The organism is Lysinibacillus fusiformis (genome assembly GCF_003049525.1).
In the GTDB taxonomy this organism is placed as follows: Bacteria; Bacillota; Bacilli; order Bacillales_A; family Planococcaceae; genus Lysinibacillus; species Lysinibacillus fusiformis.
Genome location: NZ_PYWL01000001.1, coordinates 140,487 through 158,973 on the forward strand (window position 1 = coordinate 140,487; position 18,487 = coordinate 158,973).

The 18,487-nt window shown below is 37.5% G+C and carries 17 protein-coding genes; all 17 read right to left on the minus strand.

Annotation, left to right across the window (positions count from 1 at the left end; translation table 11 throughout):
* Positions 1–7: 7 nt before the first annotated feature.
* The 17 genes from C9J29_RS00750 to recA all read right to left on the minus strand — a co-directional run bounded on the left by C9J29_RS00750 (position 8) and on the right by recA (position 18,478).
* Positions 8–844, minus strand: a complete 837-nt coding sequence (locus tag C9J29_RS00750) for an alkaline phosphatase family protein (protein ID WP_008178898.1) — start codon at positions 842–844, stop codon at positions 8–10.
* Positions 834–1,922 (minus strand): ABC transporter substrate-binding protein, encoded by a 1,089-nt coding sequence (locus C9J29_RS00755; protein ID WP_107921502.1) that lies wholly within the window; start codon positions 1,920–1,922, stop codon positions 834–836. The genes C9J29_RS00750 and C9J29_RS00755 overlap by 11 nt, the downstream gene beginning before the upstream one ends.
* A gap of 231 nt (positions 1,923–2,153) precedes the next feature.
* The gene (locus C9J29_RS00760) at positions 2,154–2,531 is read right to left on the minus strand and encodes a hypothetical protein (RefSeq protein ID WP_008178900.1); all 378 of its coding nucleotides are present in this window, start codon (positions 2,529–2,531) and stop codon (positions 2,154–2,156) included.
* Positions 2,532–2,737: 206 nt separating this feature from the next.
* Complete coding sequence (locus tag C9J29_RS00765) at positions 2,738–3,604, minus strand: 2-oxoacid:ferredoxin oxidoreductase subunit beta (RefSeq protein WP_008178901.1); 867 nt, start codon at positions 3,602–3,604, stop codon at positions 2,738–2,740.
* The gene (locus C9J29_RS00770; protein ID WP_008178902.1) at positions 3,604–5,343 is read right to left on the minus strand and encodes a 2-oxoacid:acceptor oxidoreductase subunit alpha; all 1,740 of its coding nucleotides are present in this window, start codon (positions 5,341–5,343) and stop codon (positions 3,604–3,606) included. The genes C9J29_RS00765 and C9J29_RS00770 overlap by 1 nt, the downstream gene beginning before the upstream one ends.
* A 262-nt stretch (positions 5,344–5,605) precedes the next feature.
* Positions 5,606–5,872 (minus strand): stage V sporulation protein S, encoded by a 267-nt coding sequence (locus tag C9J29_RS00775; protein ID WP_008178903.1) that lies wholly within the window; start codon positions 5,870–5,872, stop codon positions 5,606–5,608.
* Between the two features lie 178 nt (positions 5,873–6,050).
* The gene (locus C9J29_RS00780) at positions 6,051–6,848 is read right to left on the minus strand and encodes a TIGR00282 family metallophosphoesterase (RefSeq protein ID WP_008178904.1); all 798 of its coding nucleotides are present in this window, start codon (positions 6,846–6,848) and stop codon (positions 6,051–6,053) included.
* A 126-nt stretch (positions 6,849–6,974) separates the two neighbouring features.
* Positions 6,975–7,964 carry a glycosyltransferase family 2 protein gene (locus C9J29_RS00785; protein ID WP_008178905.1) on the minus strand — a complete coding sequence of 330 codons (990 nt, stop codon included), beginning with the start codon at positions 7,962–7,964 and terminating at the stop codon, positions 6,975–6,977.
* Complete coding sequence (locus tag C9J29_RS00790; RefSeq protein ID WP_107921503.1) at positions 7,955–9,475, minus strand: oligosaccharide flippase family protein; 1,521 nt, start codon at positions 9,473–9,475, stop codon at positions 7,955–7,957. The genes C9J29_RS00785 and C9J29_RS00790 overlap by 10 nt, the downstream gene beginning before the upstream one ends.
* A 15-nt stretch (positions 9,476–9,490) precedes the next feature.
* Entirely contained in the window at positions 9,491–10,648 is a 1,158-nt protein-coding gene (locus tag C9J29_RS00795; protein ID WP_307723773.1) for a glycosyltransferase, read from the minus strand.
* Positions 10,649–10,655: 7 nt separating this feature from the next.
* Positions 10,656–11,741, minus strand: coding sequence for a glycosyltransferase (locus C9J29_RS00800; RefSeq protein ID WP_008178908.1), 1,086 nt, complete (start codon positions 11,739–11,741; stop codon positions 10,656–10,658).
* Between the two features lie 8 nt (positions 11,742–11,749).
* Positions 11,750–12,448: a CpsD/CapB family tyrosine-protein kinase gene (locus C9J29_RS00805; protein WP_008178910.1), complete on the minus strand. Its 699-nt coding sequence runs from the start codon at positions 12,446–12,448 to the stop codon at positions 11,750–11,752.
* On the minus strand, positions 12,448–13,164 hold the full coding sequence (locus tag C9J29_RS00810; protein ID WP_008178912.1) for a YveK family protein: 717 nt from the start codon (positions 13,162–13,164) through the stop codon (positions 12,448–12,450). Before C9J29_RS00810 ends, C9J29_RS00805 begins: the two co-directional genes overlap by 1 nt.
* 69 nt (positions 13,165–13,233) lie before the next feature.
* Positions 13,234–14,391 carry an O-antigen ligase family protein gene (locus C9J29_RS00815; protein WP_090001039.1) on the minus strand — a complete coding sequence of 386 codons (1,158 nt, stop codon included), beginning with the start codon at positions 14,389–14,391 and terminating at the stop codon, positions 13,234–13,236.
* Positions 14,392–14,422: 31 nt separating this feature from the next.
* On the minus strand, positions 14,423–15,187 hold the full coding sequence (locus C9J29_RS00820; protein WP_008178916.1) for a tyrosine-protein phosphatase: 765 nt from the start codon (positions 15,185–15,187) through the stop codon (positions 14,423–14,425).
* 146 nt (positions 15,188–15,333) lie between these two features.
* Positions 15,334–16,893: a ribonuclease Y gene (gene rny / locus C9J29_RS00825; RefSeq protein WP_008178918.1), complete on the minus strand. Its 1,560-nt coding sequence runs from the start codon at positions 16,891–16,893 to the stop codon at positions 15,334–15,336.
* Positions 16,894–17,416: 523 nt separating this feature from the next.
* Positions 17,417–18,478, minus strand: a complete 1,062-nt coding sequence (recA, locus tag C9J29_RS00830; protein WP_008178923.1) for a recombinase RecA — start codon at positions 18,476–18,478, stop codon at positions 17,417–17,419.
* Positions 18,479–18,487 lie beyond the last annotated feature (9 nt).

Sequence of the window (18,487 nt, forward strand, 5' to 3'; positions counted from 1 at the left end):
TTATTAGTTAAACCTCTTTTGCTGCATACACACCTTCAAGCAAAAGTGGCACCATCTCATCAGTAGGCTCCATATTCAATAAATGACAGCATAGTGGTGCAATTTGTAATTGTGAAACGACACCCTCATTTATCCCTGCCTTGATAGAATCGGCTATCACAAACAGTGGAACATATCGATCCTCATCCGTTGTTCCTCCATGATTGCCATCACTCGTCATGCCATGATCCGCTGTAACAATGACCTCATACCCTTGCGCCATACATTTTGGGATGAATAATGATAATAAGGCATCCATCGCTAAAACACGATTGCGATATTGTGCGGAATCCGCAGTGAATTTATGACCATCATCATCAACATTCATCGGATGAATATAAAGGAAATCAGGCTGCTTTTCATCCATTAGCCACGCTGCATCTGCAAATACATGACTATCCGGATAATGATCCTCAAAATAGAACAATCCATTGTCAATTGGTAAGGATGTATCCAATTGAATTCTGTCAGCCATATGGTTAAATGGTGCTCTGTTATAAAGTTCGCTTACCCAATAATAGGCTGAGGCTGCAGTAGTCAATCCGTGTTCCTTCGCAACATGAAAGACACTTTTTTGAGTCGATAAACGGACGGTCATATTGCTTGTGACACCATGAACGATGGGGGGTGTCCCTGTTAAAATAGTTTCATACAATGGTCGGGATAACGCTGGAACCTCCGAACAAATTTTATAGCGCGCTGCTACCTTTCGCTCTACTAAATGGTGTAAAAATCCCATATGGCTACAAGCAGTATCAAAGCGTAGTGCATCAACGACAATAAGAACTAGTTTCTTATTTTGCATGGATTAACACCTGCTCCTGATATAATTGTGGAATTTGCTTCGTTGTTTCTTCCCATTGCTTTTGATCGTTTACTGGCTGAGCATTGTTATACATATCAGCTGGTAATAATAAATCTTTAACATCCTGTGGTAGGTCTACTTTGTCTCGAATTGGTCTTGCATAGCCTTTTGCTAAATTTTCTTGACCTGCATCAGATAAAATATATTCACGTGCTAGCATGGCCGCATGTGGGTTTTTCGCATACTTGTTAATGATCGTTGCATAGCCTGAAGTAACAGATCCCTCATTTGGTATCACTACCTCAAAACGGTCCTCATCAATTTGGTGACGATAGCCTAAGGCATTGAAATCCCATAAGATCGCGACATCAATTTCTCCTTTTTCTAAGTTTGCGACCGATGGATCACCCTGTAATCTACCTTGCTTCGCTAACTCAGCAAAAAAATCAATCCCAGGTTGAATATTGGATTCATCCCCACCAAATGCCATAGCAGCTGCTAAAATAGCAAACTGTGCTTGGTTAGCTGTTAATGCATCCCCAATGCTGACTGTATAATCGCCATTTTTTAAATCCTCCCACGATTTAGGGGCAACTTTTACATTATTTTTATCTGTTAAAAATGAAATAGTTCCAGTATAGCCTACGATCCAATGGCCTTCATCGTCTTTAGCCCAATTAGGTATCTCATCCCAGTAAGAAGTTTTGTATGGTAACGTTAGACCCTTGTCCTTGGCAATTGGACCAAAAGCAATCCCTACATCACCGATATCTGCTGTAGCATCATCTTTCTCCGCTTCAAACTTCGCTAGCTCTTCAGCACTCGACATATCTGTATCTTTGTGTTTAATGCTATATTCAGTTCCTAGCTCCTCCCAAGTTTCCACCCAGTTCGCCCATGTATCAGGCATACCAACAGAATTGACAGTTCCCTCTTCCTTTGCTTTTGTCGTAATTTCTTCAAGCGTTACATCTTCATTTACCTCGTTTGCACCTGATGAACTGTCTGAACAAGCTGCCAACATGGAAATAGCTAGTGCACCAATTAAGCCTTTTTTCCACAACTTTTGAATTGCCATGTGTTGGACCCTCCATTTGTTTTTGTTTATTTTTATTTGCTTACACCTGTAATGGTATAAAACAAACATTAAGCAAGTATGGAGGTCGTTAAAATATTTAGTAAAAATTATTGAGAAATTATAAATATCTATGAATGAATAGAATGATCTATAGAGAATTAAAAATTAATTGAAGAACATAGGGGGTGTTGTATGTGTACGTGTGATTGACCAGACGTACACATACTTAGATTATTTGGAGAGACCTAAAAAATCAGCATATGTATGCGGCTCATTCTCCTTTAAAATTGTTAAAAATGTAAACGCTAGTTGAACAACAGACCACCATCTCATATTGTAAGACATTTCAAAACGAGCGGGTTCTAAAGTGAAGACATCCTGAAATATAGTCATCGGCTCTATTTGCTCATCCTTTAAAATGGACAGAAAGCCCAGAAATAACGAGTGGTCTTTGACTTCTATCAGTTTGCCCTCAACGAGTGCATCAATATTTTCTGGTTGTTCGAAATTGCAGTGTGTCGCCACATAACGCTCTAAATCCTGCGCACGCTGCCTTTCTTCACGTTCTTTTTTCTTTGCAATAAAATCAATGACGTTATTCACGTGCATCGCCTCTTTTTTTCTTTTATTGTAGCATTTTCGGGGAGATTTTTACCTCTACTAGCCCCTTGTATTTGTTTTAGTTTCACAACTTGAATATGAATTCACATATTTTTGTATCATTACTGCTGTTTTCTAACTCTACATGCAATACATTCATACAACAAAAAAAGCATTTGGACTATTACCAGTCCAAATGCTTTGACTCTATCATTTTACATAAATTCTTTTACTAGCTCATTGAAATCATTTTCACTCATTTTAATATCGATATCTGTTAATGGTAACTCGGAGTAGCCAGGTACTTTCTCTTGATAAGATGCTGTTTCTGTATCATGATAAATAATTCCTGTTACTAAGCCCTCATTTTCCATCACTGTACGCATCGCCATACCACGATCTGAGTGATCATAACCTTCAACATCCGCTAATTTTGTTAAATTCTCTTTAAACCAATCGTATGTGTTCACTTTGTTATATGTGACACAAGGTGAAAAGACATTGATGAATGAGAAGCCTTTATGGTTGATCCCTGCTTCAATTAAAGCCGTCAATTCTTTAATATCTGTTGAGAAGCCTTGTGCCACAAATGTAGCACCACTTGTTAATGCAACTTCTAAAGGTTTTAACGATGGCTCAATTGCTCCACCTGGTGTGGATTTAGTGATGAATCCAGCAGCAGAACGTGGAGATGTTTGGCCCTTTGTTAAGCCGTAAATTTGGTTATCCATGACAATATACGTAATATCAATATTTCGACGGATTGCATGAATCGTATGCCCCATACCGATCGCAAATCCATCGCCGTCGCCACCAGAAGCAATAACATGTAAATCACGATTGGCCATTTTTAATCCTTGTGCAATGGGAAGTGCACGACCATGAATACCATGGAATCCATAAGAATTGATATAACCTGAAATACGACCTGAACAACCGATTCCAGAAATTACTGCAAGTTCATTTGGTTCAATTCCAACATTGGCAGCAGCACGTTGAATAGCTGCCTGTACAGAGAAGTCTCCACAACCTGGGCACCAGTTTGGCTTTACTGCATTACGAAAATCCTTAAATGTTGCCATTAGCGAGTCAACTCCTTCACACGATTTTCTAATTCACCTGGCAAGAATGGTGTACCATTATATTTAGTGATTGTCGCGATTTTATCGTGACCACCTATGTTCATTTTCATAATATTAGCTAATTGACCTGTATAGTTATTTTCTACAACGATCACTTTTTTCGCCTGTGCTACAAGAGGTGCCATTTCCGCAGATGGGAATGGGTGAACTAAACGAATATGTGCATGATTCACTTTCATACCTTGAGCATTTAGTCGTTCTTGCACTTCTTCGATAGCTCCTCTTGTTGAGTTAAAGCCTACTAATAAAATCTCGGCTTCCTCATGTGGTGCATTTACAAATACAGGGTTATCAAATTTCAAACTTTCTAATTTACGGAAACGTTTATCCATTTGTGCTTGACGATTACCTGTTGCTTCAGATGGCTTTCCTGTTTCATCATGCTCAACACCAGTAACGTGATGAATACCATGTAATGTACCAGGTAATACTCGAGGTGAAACCCCATCTTCAGTATCTTCATAACGTTTGAAGTAGGCTTTATCAGTGGCTTCTTCAAGATCATCAATCACAATTTTACCGCGACGAATTTCAATCTTACTGTAATCAAATGGTTCTACAGATTGTTTCCCTAGCGATAATTGTAAATCTGTCATTAAGATAACTGGTAATTGCAATTCCTCTGCAATATTAAATGCTTGGATTGTATCAAAGAATGCTTCCTCCATTGTAGAAGGTGCAATAACTACTTTAGGGATTTCTCCATGTGTTCCGTAAAGCATTGCCATTAAGTCCGATTGTTCTTGCTTTGTTGGTAGCCCAGTTGAAGGACCTCCACGTTGTGTATCAACGACCACTAATGGCTGCTCTGTCATACCTGAAAGACCAATTGCTTCCATCATCAGTGAAAGACCAGGTCCAGCTGATGCTGTAAAGGAACGAACACCACCAAAGTTAGCGCCAATCGCCATTGTTGCTGCGGCAATCTCATCCTCTGTTTGAATAACTGTCCCACCAAATTTCGGTAACTTTTTAATTAAGTATTCCATAATTTCTGAAGCAGGCGTAATTGGGTAGGCTGCCATAAAGCGTGTCCCAGCAGCTAATGCACCAAGCGCCACTGCATCGTTACCAATCATAAACATACGACGCTTGCCATCTGCAGGAGAAATTTCCCATGCACCTACACGATCACCTAACAGCTCGTTCATGATTTGACGACCACGAGTAATGGCTTCCATATTTTTTTGAACGACCTCTTCGCCCTTTTTCCCAAAAATATCATCGACAACATTTTGGAACACGGCATCTTCTAGATTTAGCAATGACGCTGTTGCTCCGATTGCTACCATGTTTTTCATCAAAGACGTCCCAAGCTCTGCTGCTATTTCCGTAAACGGTACAACAAATAATGGTGCCTTTGAATCTTCTGGTTTAACAGGATCAAATTTGGCATCCGCTAAAATAATACCATTTTCTGTAAGTTCTTTATAATTGACATCGATTGTTTCCTGATCGAACGCCACTAAAATATCTAAATCATCCGCAATTGCACGTACTTCTGTTGGACGAACTGTAATTTTATTATTCGTATGGCCACCTTTAATTCGAGAAGAGAAGTGACGATAACCGTATAGGAAATACCCTAAACGATTCATTGCCATTGAGAAGATTTCACCTGTACTCTCAATCCCTTCACCCTGTTGCCCACCGACTTTCCATGAAAGCTGATGTAACATGTCAACAACTCCTTAAATCCAATGTGTACTATTATTTTTCCTTCATAAGTTTAACACGAAGAAACCTTCTGCACTATTGTTTCTCAACGATTTAGGCGAAAATCAGACCTTTGACTGAAAATCCTGTTCATAAAGTTGTAATTTTCAAATCCAAGCAAAATAACGCGCCTATTTCAAGTGACATCTATCATATGTAAACAGGAAAACGAAAAAATGCCCGTCACTTTATTATGTGACTAGGCATTTTACTTATTACACTTTTTTATCGATTACGTTTTTCCACTAGCAGCTTCAAGGCTGTACGTTCTTCACCAGCAATTAAAATATCGGCAAACGCCGGCGCGCAAATTAAATCTGTGCCACTTGGCGCTACAAATCCGCGTGCGATGGCCACTGCTTTCACGGCTTGGTTAAGTGCACCTGCCCCAACTGCTTGCATTTCTGCTTGCCCTTTTTCTCTGATTACCGCGACTAATGCACCTGCAACTGAATTTGGATTAGAGCGTGATGATACTTTTAATGAATCCACAATTATTCCTCCCCGTTTCGCGAATAGTGTTTACGCTCAACAACTCATGTCCCCCTTTTTGGACCTCAAGTTATTGTCCGTAGCACATTTTATGCTCCGCAAAACGGAAATAGACTAGTTTCACAAAGAATCCTGTTTCCTCGGTAAAAGCGCTGTAAATCAACATTCTTCGACTTTTTTATCCTTGGAATGGATAATCTTCATTTATATAAATGCGTTCACAGGTTTTAGCCTTCCCTGTTTGATTATCAATCTCTACAAAGAAACCACTCAATACTTCTCGGCCTTTTTTCGGTACTTCAAAACGAGATGGCATATTTGTTTGGAATTTATAAATAACACTTTCCTTCGTCATCCCTAAAATCTCATCATATGGACCTGTCATACCTACATCCGTAATATAAGCTGTTCCATTAGGATAAATGCGTGCATCTGCTGTTTGCACATGTGTATGCGTCCCAACAACTGCAGAAGCCTTTCCATCTAAGTGCCAGCCAAGAGCGATCTTTTCACTAGTTGCCTCCGCATGGAAATCTACAAATACAAGCGGTGATGTTTGACGAGCTTCTTCAATCAATTTTTCTGCCATCGCAAATGGGTCCTCATGAGGTGGTAAAAATACACGACCATGTAAATTAATGACAGATAATGTCACACCATTTTTAGAAATTTGCACCATGCCTTTACCTGGTGCTTCTTCTGAAAAATTTGCTGGACGTATTAAATAATCAGCATCATCAATAAAATCAAATATATCTTTATTATCCCATGTATGATTACCCATCGTAATAACGTCTACACCCATTTGTAGCAGGTCATTATAAATATTATGTGTAATTCCGCGTCCTGCCGCAGCATTTTCACCGTTGGCAATGACAACATCAACATTATATTTCTTTTTTAAGCGAGGTAAATATTTCTCTACTGCATCCCGACCAATTGAACCAACAATATCGCCAATAAATAAAACTTTCATTTTTTCAACCACTCTTTCTTTCCATTACGTCTCTAAAAAACAGACTTTACGTACCTTGAATAACATCATTAATTGTAACGCTAGGTGGAGGATTAAGCAAAATAAAATAAATATCTGGGCATTATATCACTTTGCTCTTTTCACCTTCATGTAAATTAATGTTGAGGATAAAGTAAGCCAATTCATTTTTATGAGCTTTAAAAAAATAAATTGTTGTAGTTTACGGTTCATTAGCTTCACCTTCAATACTTCTGGATACGCTTGTAAAAAGGATTGAAGGGCATTTTTAATGGCCTGTGGTTTAGCTGGGCATTGATGAAGAATAACAAGGAGCCCTTCAAATTGGTAATTTAAAAAGCTATTTTTTACTTTCTCATAAACCTCTCCACTCTGTAATTCCTCAGAAAGCTTTTTATACAACAAATCATAATTATTTCTTACATTGCTCATAGCTCTACTTGTGAGGGAATTTTGATTGCCTACATTATAGTAATAAAGCTGTTTTGGGACATAGCAGATGGATTGATTCTTTATAACAGCTCTCGTTAGAAACACTGTGTCTTCTGCAAAATTCATCGTTTCATCAAATTTTAGTTTATGCAAATCTATAAAGGATTTTTTATATAGTTTACAGCTGGCAAAACCAAAATGCTTTTCGCCTATTTCTGTAAATAATTTATTTAAACAAGCGGTTGCGCTATAAGTAAAGTATGTCTTTGAGGGATAATATAGCTGCCTACTTCCTATTTCCTCCTGCCAAAATAAATCGCATTTAACAATATTGCTACCTGTCAGTCTACAGGCGAGAAATAGTTCTTCCAGCATAGTTAGCTCTAGCCAATCATCCGCATCAACAAAAGTAATATATTGTCCCTTGGCTTGTTCCATCCCTAAATTTCTTGCCTTACTCACACCACCATTGTCAGTATCTAAAACAGTTATTCGAGCATCCACCTGTGCGAAATTTTGTAAAACCGTCAATGATTGATCTTCGCTACCATCATTAATCGTAATAATTTCAATGTCCTTTAAACTTTGATGACAAATACTCGTAAGACATTTGTTCAAATAATTCTCGGCATTATAAACAGGGACAATCACACTTACTAAGACCAAAATTTTGCCCCTCCTTTACGTAATAACTCTATCCACTTTCTTCTGTGCTCTTTTGTCATGCCAATAAAGAAAAGGCTCCCACCAGCCAGAACAGTATAATAACAAATATAAATGATGATAGAGACCCAAGTAATGGGAGGTTTCGTTAAATCCCATAAAAGCTGACTACAGCAAATAGCCATTATAAATGCTAAAACGAGCCTGCTAATTGTTCGCCAAAAACCCAAAATATCTAAACCAATTTTTTTATAGTAATAAATATTCATGATTACTACATTTCCAATAAATAAAGAACATGCTGTAATAATTGCTGTGCCCATTTTTCCATAAAAATAGATAGCCGGTATGGATACAATGATATTGACGACCGCCACTATCATTAACAAAATGGTTCTAAATTTAAAAAGATTCTTCGCCTTCAACACATTAATACCTAAATTTTGTATGAGATCAATACTGAATGGCACCATAATAATAAGAACAATTGCATAGATGGCCATAAAATCCTTGCCTAACCACAGTAATAAAAATTCTTTTCCAAACAGAAAAAAACCGCCTAGTATATAGCCAACTACTAAAAACTGAATGGCGCCCACTTTAATGAATAATTGGTTAATTTCTAATAAGCCATCTTCTTTTGTGACAAGCATAGAAATACGAGGTAGATATAAACCGCTTATGGCTAACGCAAGTGACATAAATATGAGCACTATTTGCATAGCTACCGCATAAACTGCCACATCCTCAGTCCCTTTGAATATGCCTAATAGTACTTGATCCGTTTGCCAATAGATTTTATCGACAATGACTGTAATGAAAATGAAAAAAGAATAGATAAAAATTTCCTTTATAAGCTTTATGTTTTTTAAAGTAAATGTAAATCGGATGGATAAGACTTTCATACAATAAACGGCATCCAACACTAAAAAGAGAATATTATAAATAGCAATAATATAGATTAATGTTACCGCATCGGTTCCCTGTAACAGAAAAAACAACATTGTCAAAGGCTGTACAATCACCTGTAGTAATGTTGTTAATTTAATAAAAATAAATTTTTCATATGCTTGTAAGATGGAAGTAAAAACACCTAGTGGAAATTGCACCGCTACACTAATCGTCATGATATAGCCCATTACTTTGGCTTTGGCTAATTGGTCTCCAGATAAGCTTTGTCCAAAAATAATATGTACTTGTGAAAATAGGAAAAAGCCTATCAATAATGTAAGAAAGCCAATACCCATAAATAATTTCAAAAAAAATCCATTTAATGATGCTTCTAATGCCTTATCTGCTATTGCTCTATTTCTAGCAATATAGCGTACAATCGCATTGCCCAACCCTAAATCTAAAATAGAAAGATAGCCAACAAGGACAATCATTAAGGAATATAATCCAAATTCTTCCTGTCCAAGAAGCGAAATCATAAAAGGGGTAAAAAGAAGGGAAGAAATCATCGTGCAACCGATTGTCAGATACGAAAGAATGGCTCCCATCTTAATTTCTTTCATGAGCACACCTTTCTGTTAGTAAGGATTGTCTTTCCTATCAATAATAGCTGGATATAGAGATTGATATTGCGCCACAACATGCTTAATTTCAAAATTTGCTAAAACATGTGCACGACCAAGACTAGCTTTTTGTTCATATTGCTTTGAATCGTAATTTAATGCCCTATTGATGGCCTGCGATAAAGCTATTGCATCTTTGGGTGGTACAACCTCCCCGTAACCCCCAACTAAATATTCACAATCCCCCACATTTGTAGTCACACAGCAAGTGCCACTGGCAAGTGCCTCTACCAACACATTCGGTAGCCCCTCCCCTGAGGAGGATAAAATGAATAGATCTGCTGCTGCCATTAATTGTGGAATATCGTCTCTACTACCTAATAGGAAAGTGAATGGCTCTAATTGCGCGTTCTCAATCATTTGCCGCAATACCTCATTGGAGCCATCTATTTCATAGCCTACTAAAAATATATAAAAATCTTGTCGTTTCTGCCTTAATCGCTTCAAACTTGCCAGCAAATTTTCATAATCCTTTAAAGGGTCCCATCTACCAACATGCAATAAAATAGGTTGGTTCAGGATGTTGAAACGTTCCATATAATATTCGCGCTTTTTACTAGGCTTATAAAAATCAGTATTTACACCATTCACAATAATTCGGTGTTGCTTATTTTTGTACCCAATCGCTTCATGGATTTCTTTCACCTTTGGACCACAAGAAATAATAGCATCTACATGTTTAGACAATTTAGCACAAAGCTTTGCAATAAAAATTGTCCTTCGTTTATTGTCATACTTATTTAAATTACTATGATGGATACCCCAAATTAATTTCTTTTTCAGTAATTTTGAAAGAATGTATCCAAGAAAATTAGCATGATACATCCAAGTTTGAATAATATCACTCTCTCGACATCGTTTATAACATTGAATAAAGGCACTACCCATACTCCTTCGCATATCACATATAGTTACGTTGATGTTTAATTGCTGTTCGATAAACTCACCATAAGTTCCCATCTCTGTTAGACAAATAACCTCTATCTCATATAAGTCCCTATCGACGTTTTGTAAGAGACGATACAGCATCGCTTCTGCTCCACCAAGACCTATCGTAGTGATGATATGAGTAATTTTAATTTTCTTTTGGATAGTCTCATCCTTTGAATTAATTTGCTAGCTAAGTGTAAAGAGCACATAATCTAGTTGCTATTTCTTGTGCATCAAGACCTTTATTTTTAAGACTCTTTCTAATAATTTGCGGATCTATCTTTTCATTATTTTCCGAAATAGCTTGCAGCCAATGATCGACCTCTCCCTGTAGATCTAAATATTGTAGTAATCCAACATTCAGATCGACCTCTTTTGGCAGTGTGGAAGAAACGATGGCTGGTGTACCACAAATTTGAGCTTCTAATAATACAATGCCAAAGCCCTCAAAATGAGAAGGTAAAATAAACTTATCCATGAGCTGAAGGAGCTTAATAATATCCGCACGTGGGCCTAAAAATCGAACACAATCCTCTACGTTTCGTTGCTTGACGAGATGACGAACTTCCTGCTCTAAAGGGCCATCCCCTATCAAAAGTAATTTGAATGGAATTCCTTTTTGCTTTAATGTAGCAGCAAGCTCAATTAAAAACGGATGATTTTTCACAGGTACAAAACGACCAATATGCCCTATGACTAAATCTCCATCTTGAATCCCTAGACCTACTGCTAAACTCTTTTTCTCCGCTGACGATAAACGCTCTATCTTCTGCATATCGATTGGATTAGCGACAACCTCATAGGATTTTTTATCAAAGCAAAACTCACCCGCTTTTTGACTACACGCTACCAGTCTTGTTGCATTTCCAACACTCAGTCTTTTCAGCAAGGCTAACAGAGCTTTATTGTTCCATTCTTCAGCAACATTCGTATGGCTATGTAATACACGGCATGATACACCAGCCAAACGAGCTGCTAGCATGGTAAAAACTGCACGGTAGCCTGTATGATCATGAACGGCATCATATTGATATTGTTTGATGATCCGGTAAATGTTCCGCATATATGAAAGTGGGCCTTGCTCCGTAATATACGTTTCGTAAAATATTTTCGAACCTTGCTGTAAGAGAATATCATGGTAAGTACCTTTATTAAATGACACAAAATCAAAATGATACAACGATTTATTAACATTCAACCAAGTATCTACGATCATGGTCGTTATACCACCAAAATCAGTGGTGGGGATAATATGCAAAATCTTTTTCACTGTCATTCTCCATTTTATTCCTTTCCATAATACTGTTCGTACGTACTGCCCTTCATTTTATAATTATTCAAGATGACACCTAATATATTGGCCTTGGAAATGGTTAAGATGGATTTTGACTTTACGACAGCTGCTTTTCCTACAGTCCCCGTATTAACAACTAAAAGAGTACCATCACATTTATTCGATAAAATTTGTGCATCCGATAAAAAAAGCAGTGGTGGGGCATCAATCATCACAATATCGTATTGTTCTTTCACTTCGTGCAGCAAGAAGGTCATTGTTTCAGAGGCTAATAATTCTGTTGGATTAGGAGGAATAGCACCACTCGAAATAATATCCACACCTTCTACAAAGGTTTCTTGAATCACCTCTTGTAAGGTTGCTTGGCGTGATAACACAGATGATAAGCCAAATATATTATCAAGATAAAATGTATGATGAAGTGTAGGCTTACGCATATCAGCATCAATAATGAGGACACGTTTCCCTTCCTGTGAAAATACAACTCCGATATTCGCGGCATTTGTCGATTTTCCTTCACCAGCGATAGAGGAGGTTACTAGAATAGTTTTGACATCTTGATTGGGTTGTGAAAATTTAATATTCGCGCGAATGGTACGATATTGCTCTGAGGGAATGGACATTATATCAGAAACGGTAATCAGCTTGCGAGCCATTGGGATTCGTTTTGTTTTTCTTTTGAACAGCATTAGGAGGACCCCCTAGCTCTTGATTTTTTACTATGGAGTAATTCTATATTACTGACTACCCCAATTACTGGTAATGATAATATTTCCTCGATATCCTGCTCTGTTTTAATAGTCCTATCAAGCGTTTCTAAAAAATAGGCGAGTACGAGTGCTAAACTGAAACCACTAATAGCTGCTATTAGGAGGTTCAGCAATTTATTTGGTTTCACCGGTACTGGATGTTCACTGGATTGGGCAATAAAGAGAATATTAATATTGTCCACATGCATTAAAACAGGAATTTCCTCTTTAAAAATCTCTGCAATCGTATTGGCTATCTTCACAGCCCTTGCTTCATTCTCATCCTGTACTCGAATATTAACTACTTGGGAATTATTGGCGCTTGAAACCTCAATTTGCTTCATTAAAGTTTCTGGAGATGTATCTAGTGCCAGGACATCGATGACCTTTGTTAAAATAACAGGACTTTTAATAATGACATTGTACGTATTTATTAAACGAAGGTCCGTATCCACATTCTGTGCCCCTATTAGTTGCTGATTCTCGTAGCTTTTTTGATTGACCAATAATTGAGTTTCTGCCTCATAAATAGGCGTTTGAAGAAAATAGCTAATGAACACGGCAATGCCGATCGACAGCATCATCAGTATTAGGATGAGGAACCAGCGCTTTTGCAATACTTTTACTAGACTTTGGATTGTCATTTCTTCATTCACAAAATGGATCCCTCCTAATATAGGCAGATAACGGCAATGCTAATTAAGTATATTAAACAAGCCTAGCGCTTATTCGGTCAATATTGTCTTTTTGCCCGTATCTCTCAAGCTACCACTGACAACAAACGCAAGAATATGGAGCACGTTAAAATAAAGAATTTCAAATGTGGAAACCCCTAGCATCGCAACTATAATTAACGCCATCAAAACGGCAAGCTGGTCATTCATGTGACGATAGCCTTTGGCAATGGCTAGCAAAAAGCAGCAATAGCTAACCAATGCCAATAAACCTGCCTCCTGTAAAATATTAATCAATGTATTATGAGCATGAGATACTCCTATAGACCATAATGATTCCACACCATGTCCCCAAAATTGAACATGCTCAAAAACATATTGCCAAATTTCAAGACGACCATCTGTTATGTTCGTAGATTTTTTTTCCATTTTCAATACAATACTTTGTATGGCATCTTGCATCCTATCCATTTTCATAAAGGCTATGAATGCAACTAAAACGGTGGCCGCAAAAAGAGCACTAAACTTTAGGAATGGCACAAAGGTTTTATTCAAGTTTTTAATACTGGAAACAATCACTACAATCGTCACTAGTGCAGCGGTTAACAATGAAGTACGAGCATTTGAAAGTAGTATAATATATAAGCAAATTAAATAAATGGTCGCATAAAAAACAAATAATAAAATTAATTTTGGCTGTTGTCGCTCATGTAAAATTTTCATGGTTAGCTGATATAGCCTTATAAGTACGGCAACCATTAATCCAATCATAGAAAACCCCATTGTATTGGGATTTTCAAATACACCTGCAAAGCCCCCAAACATATAGCGTGCTTGTAGGAAACATAAACAAATAAATGGGACGTAGGCTAGTAAAACACTATTCACAACAATCTGCATAACATGCTCTTTCACAAGATCATTAAAGAAAATAGAAACGGCTAAAAACATGCAAAATAATTGAAGACTATTCTTTAATAAATTCATATCTTGGTTTACCCCAGCTGCAATGACACAAAAAAACGTATACATACTAAAAAAAACACTAGCTTGTACATTTTGAATACTAATTTTTTTATGCTGAAGTATAGAGATTATAATAATGAAAAGGCTAATAATTAAAGATACTTTATGGTAAATGCCATCGACGGGCTGCATAAGGCTCATAAAAATAAGTGCGCTAAACACTAATGTGATGAATAGTTTCATATTATACTCACACTCATTTCTACATAGGAGATTAAAATATAAGCCATCGCTTCTTCACGACAAGATCCTCTAGTTCAAATCGCATGATAGGCTTGTTAGCTAAAACATTTGCATTATTCATGAGGAGCCGCTCAACCATCTCTATTTCATTCTTTTTCTCTAGATATTGGAGTGCCTCTTGGTAGCAGAATTTTCTTGTACTTACATTATGGGTGTCAGAGCCTATCGTATGAATGTAATTTGCTCTTACTAAAGCTAATGATAAACGCTGTACCTCCTTACCAAACAAACCTGTTAAACTACCTGTCGTTATTTGTGTAAACGCACCTTCTTGGATAAGGACATCGAGTCTTTTTGGATTTTCTCTAATGGCAAGATTTCGTTCAGGGTGTGCCAAAATTGGTGTATATCCAGCACATTTTAAATGTCTAATCATCTCTTTCGTATAGGCAGGAATCGTATTTGAAGGAAGTTCTAATAGAATATAGTTAGTGTGGGCTAATGTATGGAGGTGCTTCTGCTGAAGATGTGCCAAAAGCTCATCATTTAAACGAACTTCGTGTCCTGTGTGGAGGGTGATTGGAATTTGGTTTTGTAGCAGTAGCTGTTGTAAATCATGTACTAGCGCTTGAACCTTGCTGTATTGGACATGATATTGTGGATGCATAGCATGTGAGGTACAGACAATATCTGTTATCCCCTCACGTGCAGCTTGCTCCAACATGTTTAAGGATTCTGTTTTGTCTTTTGGCCCATCATCCACATCAAATAATATATGGGCATGAAGATCTATCATTTTGATCACAACTTTCCTCTTTAATCCATCTGCAGAAAATCTAGCCTTTTTCTTTTTTATGATGGATGCTCCTCAAACATGACTCTGGCTAAATTAAAAAAGAGGCTCTCTAGAAATGAATCTAGAGAAACCTCTAACTTTCAATATTATTTCGCGTACTCAACGGCACGAGTTTCGCGAATGACTGTTACTTTTATATGACCTGGATAATCTAATTCTTCCTCAATACGTTTGCGAATATCACGAGCAAGACGATGAGAAGCTAAATCATCAATTTTTTCAGGTTGTACGATTATTCGGATTTCACGTCCAGCTTGAATTGCATAAGATTTCTCTACGCCATCATAGCTTTCTGAAATTTCCTCTAATTTTTCAAGTCTGCGGATATAGTTTTCAAGTGTTTCACTTCGTGCACCTGGACGAGCTGCTGACAAAGCGTCAGCTGCCGCGACTAATACCGCGATCACAGACGTTGCTTCTGTATCACCATGATGCGAAGCAATACTATTAATAACGACTGGATGTTCTTTGTATTTTGTTGCTAATTCCACGCCAATCTCAACATGGCTACCTTCTACTTCATGGTCAATGGCTTTACCAATATCATGTAATAGGCCTGCGCGACGAGCTAACGCCACATCTTCACCTAATTCAGCTGCCAGTAAACCTGCCAAATGCGCGACTTCAATTGAATGTTTTAGGACGTTTTGTCCATAGCTTGTACGATATTTCATGCGGCCTAAAATTTTCATTAAATCTGGATGTAAGTTATGAATGCCAATTTCAAATGTAGTTTGCTCACCAGTTTCGCGGATTTGTTCGTCCACTTCACGGCGAGATTTTTCCACCATTTCTTCAATACGTGCTGGGTGAATGCGGCCATCCTGTACAAGTTTTTCAAGTGCAAGTCGAGCCGTTTCACGACGGATTGGATCAAAGCCTGATAAAATAACCGCTTCTGGAGTATCATCAATAATTAAATCAATGCCTGTTAACGTTTCCAATGTACGAATATTACGGCCCTCACGACCAATGATTCGACCTTTCATTTCATCATTTGGCAAGTTTACAACAGATACGGTTGTTTCAGCTACATGATCTGCTGCAAATCGTTGTAGTGCCAATGATAAGATTTCACGCGCCTTTTTATCTGAGTCTTCTTTTGCACGTGTTTCAGCTTCCTTTGTCATCACAGCTATATCAGTTGCTAGCTCTTTTTCTACTTCATTTAAGATAATTGATTTTGCTTCTTCTCTAGTTAAAGCAGAAATACGTTCTAGCTCTGTTTTTTGTGATGCAACGAGCTCGTCCACTTTGCTCTCCATCTGTTCAATATGCTGTTGTCTTTCAGCTAGAGCTTGTTCTTTACGCTCTAAGCTTGCTTCTCTCTTATTTAGAGCATCATCCTTGCGATCAAGATTCTCTTCTCTTTGCAATAAACGGTTCTCTTGTTTTTGAAGTTCTAAACGACGTTCACGAATGTCATTTTCGGCTTCAGTACGAAATTTGTGAGTTTCATCTTTGGCTTCAAGTAGTGCTTCTTTCTTTAATGCCTCCGCTTCTCGTTTTCCTTCTTCAACGATTGTTTCAGCGACATGTTTAGCACCAGTGATTTTTGAGTCATTCACTTTTTTCATGTAGATATAGCTAACAGCGGCACCAACGATGAGTCCAAGCAAAGCGGAGATGATAGTAATTCCATCCATATGAACACCTCCTCTTGCTATTTGGGTATTACAGTTTCAGTCGGCGCATACATCTATGTCGCCTTGGCAAATTGCGCAATAATTTGTTAGTCTTCATACAAAACTTGTTTAATTGGCCAAAGGTATTATCTGCATTCAGTAGGCGTTTTGACATCCTTCGAAAAGGACATGTAACTATAAAACTTTTGCTAAATGAAGATAAAATGTACTGCCTATTTAAAGTCATAATTCAGAAATTATACATATTTAATTGTATAGCTAGCCATCAGCTCTGTCAAGGATAGTCGGGCACCTGTTCGCCCTTTGAGAAGAAAAAAAGTAAGTCCTATCCATTCAGTGAATTTTTTCCCTGTTACTTTTATACTAGAAAAAAATTCTCCTTTTACACCTTTTACATTAACCCAGTACATAAGAAATAATTTCTGAGGCATATAGCTTCTATCTTATTATGTGTAAAAATTTTAGATTATAGACAAAAAAAGCATTGTTCCCGTAATAAATTGGGAACAATGCAATCGTTTGATTATTCTTCATCAAGAAGTGACATTAATTCTTCATCCATCTCGTCTTCTTCATGTGCAGCAATTGTATAAGAATTAGCAGCAATACCATAAGAAGATCGAATTTTGTTTGAGATTTCTTCCAAAACAGCAGTGTTTTCTTTTAAATATTGTTTTGCATTTTCTCGTCCTTGACCTAGACGCTCATCGCCATATGCATACCAAGATCCACTTTTTTGCACGATGTCTAATTCTACACCTAAATCAACTGTTTCGCCTTCTTTAGAAATTCCTTCTCCATACATAATATCAACTTCAGCTGTACGGAAAGGCGGCGCTACTTTATTTTTCACAATTTTAATTTTCGTACGGTTACCAACAATATCATTACCTTGCTTAATAGCTTCTGCACGGCGAACTTCTAAACGTACAGAACTGTAGAATTTAAGGGCACGACCACCTGGTGTTGTTTCCGGATTTCCGAACATTACCCCGATTTTTTCACGAATTTGGTTAATGAAAATAGCAATCGTTTTTGATTTGTTAATAGAACCTGAAAGTTTACGTAATGCCTGTGACATTAAGCGGGCTTGTAAGCCGACATGAGAATCACCCATATCCCCTTCAATTTCAGCTTTTGGCACTAAGGCAGCAACGGAGTCAATAACAATGATATCAATTGCACCACTACGAACTAGTGCTTCTGCGATTTCAAGTGCTTGTTCCCCTGTATCTGGCTGTGATAATAATAACTCATCAATGTTGACACCCAATTTTTGAGCATAGATTGGGTCCAATGCATGTTCTGCATCGATAAATGCTGCTTGTCCACCTCTTGCTTGTACTTCAGCAATAGCATGTAAAGCAACTGTTGTTTTACCTGATGATTCAGGACCATATACTTCAATAATACGTCCACGTGGATAGCCACCTACGCCTAATGCCGCGTCAAGTGCTAATGATCCACTTGAGGATGTCGCAATTTCTAAGTCGGTTTTTTCACCGAGTTTCATGATTGAACCTTTACCAAAATTCTTTTCAATTTGTTTTAAAGCCTGTTCTAAGGCTGCTTTACGATCACTCATTCATTTTCC

Bases quoted from the DNA above. Each gene is read 5' to 3' on its own strand.
- C9J29_RS00750 (WP_008178898.1), bottom strand. From the start codon at position 844: ATGCAAAATAAGAAACTAGTTCTTATTGTCGTTGATGCACTACGCTTT.
- C9J29_RS00755 (WP_107921502.1), bottom strand. From the start codon at position 1,922: ATGGCAATTCAAAAGTTGTGGAAAAAAGGCTTAATTGGTGCACTAGCT.
- C9J29_RS00760 (WP_008178900.1), bottom strand. From the start codon at position 2,531: ATGCACGTGAATAACGTCATTGATTTTATTGCAAAGAAAAAAGAACGT.
- C9J29_RS00765 (WP_008178901.1), bottom strand. From the start codon at position 3,604: ATGGCAACATTTAAGGATTTTCGTAATGCAGTAAAGCCAAACTGGTGC.
- C9J29_RS00770 (WP_008178902.1), bottom strand. From the start codon at position 5,343: ATGTTACATCAGCTTTCATGGAAAGTCGGTGGGCAACAGGGTGAAGGG.
- C9J29_RS00780 (WP_008178904.1), bottom strand. From the start codon at position 6,848: ATGAAAGTTTTATTTATTGGCGATATTGTTGGTTCAATTGGTCGGGAT.
- C9J29_RS00790 (WP_107921503.1), bottom strand. From the start codon at position 9,475: ATGAAAGAAATTAAGATGGGAGCCATTCTTTCGTATCTGACAATCGGT.
- C9J29_RS00800 (WP_008178908.1), bottom strand. From the start codon at position 11,741: ATGACAGTGAAAAAGATTTTGCATATTATCCCCACCACTGATTTTGGT.
- C9J29_RS00805 (WP_008178910.1), bottom strand. From the start codon at position 12,448: ATGCTGTTCAAAAGAAAAACAAAACGAATCCCAATGGCTCGCAAGCTG.
- C9J29_RS00815 (WP_090001039.1), bottom strand. From the start codon at position 14,391: ATGAAACTATTCATCACATTAGTGTTTAGCGCACTTATTTTTATGAGC.
- C9J29_RS00820 (WP_008178916.1), bottom strand. From the start codon at position 15,187: ATGATAGATCTTCATGCCCATATATTATTTGATGTGGATGATGGGCCA.
- rny (WP_008178918.1), bottom strand. From the start codon at position 16,893: ATGGATGGAATTACTATCATCTCCGCTTTGCTTGGACTCATCGTTGGT.
- recA (WP_008178923.1), bottom strand. From the start codon at position 18,478: ATGAGTGATCGTAAAGCAGCCTTAGAACAGGCTTTAAAACAAATTGAA.